A 9,862-nucleotide genomic window follows, 5' to 3' on the forward strand; every position below is an offset into this window, starting at 1 on the left:
GCCCACGAGGGGAGCGTCATGCCACGCCTGACCACCGCTGAACTGCGCCGCCGAATCGATGCCCTCGAGGCCGAGAACGCGGCGCTGCGCGAACGCGCCGCGCACGCCGAGGACGCCGCCGACACGCTTGTGCTCGATGCGCCGGCCGACACCGAAGCCCCTCGCCGACGCGCGTGGGGCTGGACTCTGCTGGCGACCGTGCTCATCACGCTCGGCGCGCTGCTCGCCCCCATCGCCGTGGTGGCGACGTGGGCCAATGTGCAGCTCACCGACACCGATCGATTCGTCGCCGCCTACGGGCCCCTGGCCGATGACCCGGCGGTGCAGGCCGTCGTCGCCGATCAGGTGGACCTCGGCACCGGCCCCGCGGCCACGCGTGCCCTCGAGCTGCTCAAGGGCCCGGCGGCTCAGGGTGTGCAGTCGCTCATCGACCGCACGGTCGAGGGCTTCGTCGCCTCCGACGCGTTCTCGAACGTGTGGGCGACCGCGCTGCGCGTGAGCCACACACAGCTGACGGGAGCGCTCGCGGGCGAGGAGGGCATGGCGCTCGACCTCGCGGACGACGGCACGATCGGCATCCAGCTCGCCCCGATCATCGACGCCGTCAAGGACGCCCTGGTCGCCCAGGGGATCGGGCTGGCGGCATCCATCCCCACGATCGACCGCACGATCGCGATCGCGCAGTCGGACGCCCTGCCGAGCGTCCAACTGGGCTACGGACTCACGCTGGCCGCGGGGCTGTGGCTGCCCTGGATCGCGATCGGCCTGCTCGCCGCCGGGGTGCTCGTGGCGAGGCGTCGCTCGGTGGCGCTGGTGGCGGCATCCGTCGCCCTCGCGCTGTCCATGGTGATCGTGGTCGCCGGCTTCGCGATCGGACGCATCGTGTTCATCGCGACCGTCACCCCCGACCCGCTGCCCGCGCGCGCGGCCGAGGTGCTCTTCGCGACGTTCACGGGCGCGATGCGGGACACCGCGGTGGCCGTGCTCGTGCTCGCGATCGTCGTGGCCCTCGTCGGCTGGTTCACGGGACCGTTCCGCGTACCGAGGCGCCTGCGCGGGCTTGTGCATTCGGGGGCCGGGTCACTGCGCGACGTGCTGGAGCGGCGCGGGCTCCGCACCGGCCGGGTGGGCGTGTGGCTCTACCGTCAGCGCGTGCTCATGCGTGCCGCGGTCGCCGTGATCGCCGCGGCCGTCGTGCTCTTCGTGCGCCCCCTGACCCCGGGGCTCGTGATCTGGACCCTCGTGATCGCCGCTCTGGTGGTGCTCGTGCTCGAGGTCATCGAGCGTCCCGCACCCGATCCCGCCGCCGCGCCGCTCGACGAGAGCGTCGCGTAGGAGCCTCGGCGGGCGGGTCGTCCACAGGTGCCGGCCGCGGGGGCGCGGCCGCCGTGTCTCCCGAGAGCCAGCGCAGCCACCATGCCCCGGGATCGCCCTCGAGCACGAACGCACGGACGAGCAGGGTGAGCGGGATGGAGAGGATCGCACCGAGCGGTCCGATCACGAAGGTCCAGAAGATGACCGAGAAGAAACTCAGGGTGAGGCTGAGGCTGACCGCGTCGCTGACGAATTTGGGCTGCACGAGCACCTGGAGCACGACGTTGACGACGCTGTAGATCGCCAGCACGGCGAGCATCATCGGCCAGCCGCCCACGACGAGCGCCAGCAGGGCGGGCGGGATGACGCCGAGCACGAATCCGATGTTCGGGATGAAGTTCGTCACGAACGCGAGGATCGCCCACACCGCCGGGACGGGGATGCCGAGGGCCCAGAGCGCGAGTCCGTCGACGATCGCGACCACGGCACCGAAGCTCGCGTTCACGACGTAGTAACGCCGCACTCCCGTGCAGAACGTGCGCACCCGCGCGATCGTCGCGTGCGCCTGCTGCCCGAACAGCTCGGGCGCCTGCTGATAGCGTGCGGCGTCCGCGGACATGAAGATCACGTACGCGAGCACGAAGAAGAACGCCGTCGCGACACCCAGGGCGGTGCCGCCGAGGGATGTCGCCAGGCTCAGGAGCGTCGAGGGCTGCAGCGCCGAGGCGGCGGCATCCGCCGCCTGCTGATCCAGGCCGACGGACTGCAGCCAGGCGAGAAGGCTGTCGGCGCTCTGGCGCAGCTGCTGCTCGAAGTCGATCACCAGACGGACGAACTGCGTGCCGGCGTAGTACAGCATCCACGCCAGCGCGGCGAGGATCAGGTACGCGACGACGATCACGGTCGTCGTGGCGAGCCATCGCGGCCACCCACGCCGTTCGAGCGGGACGCGCACCGGGTGGACGATGATCACGAGCACCGCGCCGAGGATCAGCGGTCCGGCGATGTCGCGCGCCAGGTACAACCCCGCCAGCGCCACGACGGATGCCGCGAGCGCCAGCAGCGTGCGCAGCGCGGGCGACAGCGGCTCCTTCTGAGACATCCACACCCTCCCCGGCCAGGCTATCGGTGCGGTCCGGGGATCACGCCGTACCGTCCCCGCCCCGCCGCGCACGATCAGAAGGGCCAGATCACCGGCACCCAGAGCACGGCGACGGCGACGAAGACGATCACGAGGGGCAGACCGAGGCGCCAGTAGTCGCCGAAGCGGTAGCCACCGGGCTGCATCACCATGAGGTTCACGGGTGTCGCGATCGGCGTCAGGAACGACGCCGCCCCCGCCACCGTCAGCGCCATCATGAAGGGCTGGATGCTGGTGTCCAGGGCCGCCGACACGGACGCGGCGATGGGGGCGACCACGAGCACGGTCGCCACGTTGGAGATGAACTGGCCGAGTACGACGGTGACAAGGCACAGCACCAGCAGGGCCAGGTGGGGCGAGGTGTCGCCGATCCAGGTCAGGAGGGCGCCGGCGACGACATCGGCCGCGCCGGTGGAGAGGAAGGCCGACGAGAGCGGGATCATGCCGGCGATCAGCACGACCGTCGTCCACGAGATCGCGCGGTAGGTCTGCGGGATGCTCAGCACGCGCGTGACGAGAAGGGCCCCCGCGGCGAGAAGACCCGCAACGACGGGCGGTACGACGCCCGTCGCGAGGAGCACGACCATGATCGCGAGGATCACGAGAGCGCGCTTCGCCCCGCGACCGAGCGGTACCGCGCGGCGCAGCGACTGGGGGGAGGTGACCGGCGTCACGTCGCCGGTGTGCACGTAGCGCTCGAGCGACTCCCACGGGCCCTGCACGAGCACCGCATCGCCGGGTCGCAGCGTCACCTCTCCGTCGGGCCTGGGTGCCGCCTCGCCCTCCGCGCCGCGACGCACGGCGAGGATGACGAGGTTCTCGCGCCGCGTCGTCATGCCGGGAAAGACCGTGCGCCCGACGAGCGACGAGCGCGGCGGGATCAGCACCTCGGCGACACCCTCCTCGACGCTGAACATCCGCCCCGTGTCGAGCGAGACCTGGTAGCTGTCGCGCCAGCCGCGGGCCACCTCGCTCGCGTCGGTCGGCGGGTCGCCCAGCTGATCCGCCGACCGGGCCGGCAGCAGGCGATCTCCGAACAGCGCGAGATAGGCGATCGTGAGCGCCACGACCGGGACGCCCGCGAGGGCGAACTCGAAGAAGCCGAACGCGCGCCCGCCGGCGGCGACTGCCGCGTCCGAGACGACGATGTTGACGGGCGTGCCCGTCAGGGTCAGCAGCGATCCCGCGCTCGCCGCGAACGCGAGGGGGATCAGCAGACGGGAGGGCACGATCCGGGCCTTGACCGCGACGACCACGACGACCGGCAGCAGCGCCGCGACGGCGCCGTTGATGCTGATGAACGCGGCGAGGACGGCGACCATCAGCCCGAGCACGACGACGAGCCGGCCGCGCCCCGTGATGCCGCGGCGCATGACCTGCTGTCCCACCCACGCCGTGACGCCAGTGGCATCGAGCGACTCGCTCACGACGAAGAGCGAGGCGATGAAGATCACCGTCGCATCACCGAAACCCGCGAGCGCCTCCGGCAGCGTGAGCACGCCGGTCGCCCACAAGGCCAGCGCCACGCCCACCGCCACGACCTCGAGCGCGATGCGTCCGCTCAAGAACGCGACCACCGCCAGGCCCAGGATGGCGAAGGTCCAGGCGACGGGGTCCATGCGGCCAAACTAGCGTGGCCTGCGCCGCGTCAGACGAACGCGACCGTGTGCTGGAGCCGCGTGCGCACGTCGAAGATCTCGTTGCCGCCGATGTCGCGCGCGCCGGGCACGCCGCGCCGGAGCACGGTCGCGAGCGCCGCGCGGCCGCACACGACGACCGGGACGCCCCGCACCTTGCCCACCTCGAGGATCGCCTGGGGCAGGTCCTCGTCGGGCAGCACGACGATCGCCCCGCCGAAGCGCACCCCCGCGGCGCGCCCGATCACGCGCATGCGCGCCAGCAGGTCGGCGATCGGCGATCCCTCGACGTCCTCGCCCACGAGCTCGCCGCGGCGCAGCGACACCGGTCCGCCGAAGTCCTCGGACAGCACCCCGTACAGGCCGCTCGGGCTCAGCACGATGTGGTCGAGCTTGGCATCCGGCTCGCCCCCGCGCCGCCCCGCGGCGGCGACGTCGTGCCACACCGTGAAGCCCATGCCCAGGTCGGCGACGACGCGGGCGGTCTCCTCCTCGGCGAGCGCGTCGGCGAGGAGCCGCCGGATCTCGTGCGGCGCCGTGCGCACCAGATGCGGCGCGTACGGGTCCTCGAGCTCGACCCCCCGGCCGACCCACTCCCGCATGAGCGTCAGATAGCGCTCGCGCCGCCATCCGCCGGGGTGGCCGTACACGCGCGCCTTGGGCCGCGTGTCGGCCGGGGCTCCGCGCGGACGCCAGCCGGCGGCATCCGCGTCGGTCGTCGGGGCGAAATCGCCGAAGCCGTGGCCGCGGTCGTAGAGGGCGCGGGCCTCGGCGGTGCCGACCAGCTCCCACGCGCGCTGCACCTGCACGAAGGCGGCGGCGTCGCCGCCCGTATCCGGGTGCGTCGCCCGCAGCCGCAGGCGATAGGCGCGGCGAAGGTCGTCCTCGCTCGCATCCGCGGCGACCCCGAGCACCTCGTACGCGGAGTGCGAGAGGGGGCTGTCGAACATCCGGTCACACCCCTCCCCGCCGACGGCGGCTTACAGGCTACCCCGGCACGATCGGGGCGGGCTCAGCGCCGGCGCCGCGGCCGACGGGCATAGGCCGCCGCGTCGCGACTCGACAGCGCCAGCAGCACGAGCACGTCCAGACCCAGTGTGACGAGAGTCGTCGCGAGCCGGATGTCCTGCCCGCCCACCCACCACTGCAGGAAGGCGGTCGTGATCGATACCGTCGAGACGATCATCACGATCACGCGGGGCCAGTTGTGCCCCCGGTAGATGAAGACCGCGAGCACAAGATCGGCCAGCAGCACCGCCCCCACCACGAGGATCACGATCAGCAGCCCCGCCTGCTCGAGATCGGGCGAGAGGGTGATGTCGGCGATGTCCGCGGCGGCGTCGCGCGCGATCGGCCCCCAGTTGGCCGCGAGCGCGACGAGCCAGAGCGCCCCGGCCAGCACCCGCAGCAGCACGAGCGCCGCGCCCGCGGTCGTCGCCAGCGGTCTCGCCATCTCGGCTTCGCCGTCCACGGGCGCAACGAGCTCGATGGGCGACTCGAACGCGGCGCGCTTGCGTGGGGCGCTCATGACGTCACTCCTGTGGCGGGCGCCGGGGCGGGAGCGGGTGCGACGACGACCGCGCTCACGTCGACGATCGGCAGATCGCCGTCGGTGCGGATGCTGTCTCCGCCGCCGTTGCGGGCGTGATAACCCGTCGAGAAGTCGGGGATCACCGTGAGGGTGACGCCGGGGTTCGCCGTCGTCACCGTCCGGACGATGTGATCGCGCTCGATGTCGGTGTCGGCATCGATGCGGTGCGTGACCTGCAGCGTGAACAGCGAGAGCCCGACGGCCGTGTCGAAGGTGCCCGCGGCCAGCCAGTCGACGCGGATGCCGCCCGGCAGCATCCATCCGTCGGGGCACCGCCAGAACCGCACGTGGTGGCGCTGCGACGGGCTGCCGTCGACCTCCTGCTGGTAGGCGAAGTCCTGCTGTCGCGAGAACAGGAAGAGCGGGCTCACGGGCGCCTCGTGATAGCTGCGGCGACGCAGCGTGGACTCGATGATGCGCCACGACGAGGCGAGGGTGACGGGGTCGGCGCGCGTCCAGCCGGCGCGGCGGAGCGCCGCCTCGATCTGATCGCCCGTACCCCGGAACGCGAGATTGACCGGGTCGCCGAGCAGCCCGTCGCTCGTGCGCGTGCGGCCGATGAAGTAGTCGGGCACGTAGATCGTGGTGAGGATGCGGTGCAGGCGCGGCAGCACGAGGTAGGCGATGACGACCCAGAACAGCACGGCGACGGGAATGCCCCACCAGCCGACCTGGAACGACTCGGTGACGCCCAGGTAGGCCAGCCACAGTGCGGCGAGGCCCGCGAAGACGAAGAAGAACCAGTCGAGCACGGCGCCGATGGAGTAGCGCCGCCGCCTCCCCGCCTCCGAGCCCGTCATGGCGCTCACTCTAGGACCAGAGCGGCGCCTCGGGCCGGTAGTTCAGCGCCGCCCACGCCGCACCCGGGGTGACCGCGGCGAGTGTCGCCGGGCGCCAGCGCGGGGCGCGGTCCTTGTCGACGAGCTGCGCGCGGATGCCCTCGACGAGGTCGGGCTGCGTCATCGCGAACCACATCACGAGGCCGTACTCCTGGGCGAGCACCGCGCGCAGGTGCGGCAGCTCGCGGGCGCGCCGGATCGCCGCGAGCGTCACGGTGAGCGCGGTGGGCGCCAGCTCCTCGAGGGTGTCGGCGGTGCGGGATGCCGCTGCCTCGGGCCGCGCGCGCAGACGCTCGATGATCTGCGGCACGGTGTCGGCCGAGAACGCATCGTCGATCCATGCGCGATCGGCCGCGAGGCGAGAGGGCTCCGGCGTCTCATCGAAGAGCAGCACGATCTCCGTCGCCCCGGCGGGGTCGGCGCGGGACTCGAAGGCCTCGATCACGGCCGGGAGGTGGGCGGAGGGCACCAGATGATCGGCGAATCCGGCGTAGATCGCATCGGCGGCATCCATCGTCGCTCCCGTGAGCCCCAGGTACTCGCCGAGGCGGCCCGGAGCACGCGACAGCAGCAGCGAACCGCCGACGTCGGGGGTGAAGCCGATGCGCGTCTCGGGCATCGCGAGCACCGAGCGTTCGGTGACCACGCGGATCGCCGCGTGCCCGGAGAGCCCGATGCCGCCGCCCATCGTGATGCCGTCGGCGAGCACGATGACGGGCTTGGGGTACTCGGCGATGAGGGTGTCGAGCGCGTACTCGGCGCGGAAGAACGTCGCGACATCCGCCGGCCGGCCCGCCGTGATCTGGTCGTACAGGCCCCGCACGTCGCCGCCCGCGCACAGCCCGCGGTCGCCGGCGCCGTCGATGATCACGCGCTGCACGTCGCTGTCGTGCAGCCACGCCTCGAGCGCCGTCGTCAGATCATGGATCATGCCGAGATCCAGCGCGTTCAGGGCACGGGGACGGTCGAGGGTGAGCCGACCGATCCCGTGCGCCGACCGCACGCGCACGTGGGTGGGGCGCGGGGTGTCGGGCGGCGCGGGGGTGGTCACGGGGGAACGATACCGGCCGGCGGGGCACGGACGGCGCCGCGCCATCCCCGCGCGCGGGGCGCGCAATCCGCACGCGAGCGGGGATTTCCGGCAGGATGAGGGGACAACGCCCGCAGACGAGAGGTTCGGCATGCCCGACGGCGACCTGCTGGAATTCACCGGCATCACCAAGAGCTTCGGTGCTGTCACGGCGGTCCAGGACTTCACTGCGCGGGTCGAACCCGGGGTCGTCACGGGCTTCCTCGGCCCCAACGGAGCCGGAAAGACGACGACCCTGCGCATGCTCCTCGGCCTCGTGCGTCCCACGAGCGGGCGCGCAACCATCGGCGGCAAGGCCTATGCCGAGCTGCCGACTCCGCTGCGCACCGTCGGCGCCGCCCTCGAGGCCGCGAGCTTCCACCCCGGCCGCACGGCCGCGGGCCACCTCCGGGTCTACGCCCAGGCCGCGGGGCTCCCCCGCGCCCGCGTCGACGAGGCCCTCGGCGCCGTGGGACTGGGCGATGTCGCCGGGCGCAAGGTCGGCGGATACTCGCTCGGCATGCGCCAGCGCCTCGGCCTCGCATTCGCGCTGCTCGGCGACCCCGGCGTGCTCGTGCTCGACGAGCCCTCCAACGGCCTCGACCCGGAGGGCATCATCTGGATGCGCGGCCTGCTGCGCGCGCTCGCCCGGCAGGGGCGCACGGTGCTCATCTCGTCGCATCTGCTCGCCGAGGTGCAGCAGACCGCCGACCGGCTGCTGATCATCTCGCAGGGGCGCCTGGTCTTCCAGGGCGCGCTCGACGAGCTCGCCGATCCCGCCGAGCAGGCCGCCGTCGTCGACTCCCCCGACCGCGCGGCGCTCTCGCGCGCACTCACCGACGCCGGTCTCGTCGTCGAGGTGCTCCGCTCGGGACTCACGGTGCGCGGCGGCGACCCCGTCGAAATCGGCCGGATCGCGCTCGACGCAGGCGTCGCTCTGTCGGCCCTGCAGAGGCGAGGCCCCGGGCTCGAACAGGTCTTCCTCGAACTCGTCAGCGGCGAGCGCGTGCATCCGAGCGCTGGAGGGCCGCCGATCTTCTCCGCTCCCCTTCAGCTCGAGGGCGGGACCGCGGATGCCACACCCCCCGGGGACGGCGACGCCGCTCCGGTGGAAGATGCAGGACCGGTGGATGCTGCCGATCCGGCCGCCGCCGACATCCCCGCGTCCGCGCTCGCCGAGGGCACCGACCCCGCGCACGACGCCGAGGTCGAAGAGGCCCTCGCGGCCGAAGCCGACCCACCCCTGGTCGCGGAGGACCCCGACATCGAGGTCCCCAGCGAGGAGGCACCCGGCGAGGGGGACCCGGGTGGCGACGCCGACGAACCCTCCGCGCCCGGCTTCACGGTCGCCTCGACGGGCGTGATCGAAGTCGCCATCGACGAGGAAGGGGACCGCCGATGAGCCTCATGGCCGCGACACGATCCGAGTCCGTCAAGGTGTTCTCGACGGCCACCTGGTGGATCCTCGCCCTCGTTCTCGTCGTCTATGTCGGAAGCACCGCCGCAGGCATGGGCTTCATCCTCGCCGCCTCGGCCACCGGGGGCCTTCCTGGCGGCGACACCGCGCCCCAGGTTCCGCCCGAGGGACTGCCCACCCTCCTCTACAGCCTCGGCGCGTCGTTCGGGTACGTCTTCCCGCTGCTGGTGGGCACGCTCATGATCACCGGAGAGTTCCGTCACCAGACCCTGACGCCCACCTTCCTCGCCGTCCCCCGTCGCGGGCTCGTCCTCTGGGCGAAGCTGGCGGTCGGCGGGCTGATCGGGCTGATGTTCGGGGCGCTTGCGGTCGTGTCCACCGTCGGCCCCGCCGCGGCCTTCCTCGCCGGGTTCGGTCTCGACACCGGCCTCGACTCCCCCGACACCTGGGCGCTGATCGGCCGCACCCTGATCGCCTTCGCGCTGTGGGCGATGGTCGGCATCGGGGTCGGCACGCTCGTGCGCAACCAGGTCGTCGCGATCGTCATCGTGCTGGCGTTCACGCAGTTCGTCGAACCGCTGCTGCGCCTCGCGGCGGGGTTCGTCGACGGCCTCGAGGCAGCCGGCCAGTATCTGCCCGGCGCCGCGAGCGATGCGCTCGTGGGCGCGAGCATCTACTCCGTCATGGGCGGCGCCGGGGGCGCTCAGCTCGAGTGGTGGGGCGGCGGTCTCGTGCTGCTGGGCTACGCCCTCGTGCTGCTGCTGATCGGCCACATCGTGAGCTGGTCGCGCGACGTCACCTAAGCGCTCGCGCCGCTGTTCAGCACGTCGCCGCCGTTCAGCACGTCGGCGCTG

9 protein-coding genes are annotated in these 9,862 nt (G+C 72.5%); 3 read left to right on the forward strand and 6 right to left on the reverse strand.

Going from position 1 to position 9,862, the window contains the following annotated elements; genetic code table 11:
* The first annotated feature begins 18 nt into the window (after positions 1-18).
* A complete protein-coding gene (locus tag DI573_RS07450) occupies positions 19-1,335 on the forward strand; it encodes a hypothetical protein (protein ID WP_292812355.1) in 1,317 nt (438 codons plus the stop codon).
* Here the strand turns inward: DI573_RS07450 and DI573_RS07455 are convergent.
* The 6 genes from DI573_RS07455 to DI573_RS07480 form a co-directional block, all read right to left on the reverse strand.
* A complete protein-coding gene (locus tag DI573_RS07455) occupies positions 1,277-2,416 on the reverse strand; it encodes an AI-2E family transporter (RefSeq protein WP_292812358.1) in 1,140 nt (379 codons plus the stop codon). The two genes, DI573_RS07450 and DI573_RS07455, sit on opposite strands and share 59 nt — an antisense overlap.
* A 74-nt stretch (positions 2,417-2,490) precedes the next feature.
* On the reverse strand, positions 2,491-4,074 hold the full coding sequence (locus DI573_RS07460; protein WP_292812360.1) for an SLC13 family permease: 1,584 nt from the start codon (positions 4,072-4,074) through the stop codon (positions 2,491-2,493).
* A 29-nt stretch (positions 4,075-4,103) separates the two neighbouring features.
* Entirely contained in the window at positions 4,104-5,042 is a 939-nt protein-coding gene (locus DI573_RS07465; protein WP_292812362.1) for a DnaJ domain-containing protein, read from the reverse strand.
* Positions 5,043-5,104: 62 nt separating this feature from the next.
* Positions 5,105-5,620, reverse strand: a complete 516-nt coding sequence (locus tag DI573_RS07470) for a hypothetical protein (protein ID WP_292812364.1) — start codon at positions 5,618-5,620, stop codon at positions 5,105-5,107.
* Entirely contained in the window at positions 5,617-6,483 is an 867-nt protein-coding gene (locus DI573_RS07475) for an LssY C-terminal domain-containing protein (protein ID WP_292812366.1), read from the reverse strand. Before DI573_RS07475 ends, DI573_RS07470 begins: the two co-directional genes overlap by 4 nt.
* 10 nt (positions 6,484-6,493) lie before the next feature.
* Positions 6,494-7,573: an enoyl-CoA hydratase/isomerase family protein gene (locus DI573_RS07480; protein WP_292812369.1), complete on the reverse strand. Its 1,080-nt coding sequence runs from the start codon at positions 7,571-7,573 to the stop codon at positions 6,494-6,496.
* Between the two features lie 130 nt (positions 7,574-7,703).
* Between DI573_RS07480 and DI573_RS07485 the strand changes: the two genes are divergently transcribed.
* Both DI573_RS07485 and DI573_RS07490 read left to right on the forward strand, forming a co-directional pair.
* Complete coding sequence (locus DI573_RS07485) at positions 7,704-8,993, forward strand: ABC transporter ATP-binding protein (RefSeq protein WP_292812371.1); 1,290 nt, start codon at positions 7,704-7,706, stop codon at positions 8,991-8,993.
* Positions 8,990-9,811: an ABC transporter permease gene (locus tag DI573_RS07490; protein WP_292812373.1), complete on the forward strand. Its 822-nt coding sequence runs from the start codon at positions 8,990-8,992 to the stop codon at positions 9,809-9,811. The genes DI573_RS07485 and DI573_RS07490 overlap by 4 nt, the downstream gene beginning before the upstream one ends.
* Positions 9,812-9,862 lie beyond the last annotated feature (51 nt).

The organism is Microbacterium sp. (assembly GCF_003248605.1).
Taxonomy (GTDB): Bacteria; Actinomycetota; Actinomycetes; order Actinomycetales; family Microbacteriaceae; genus Microbacterium.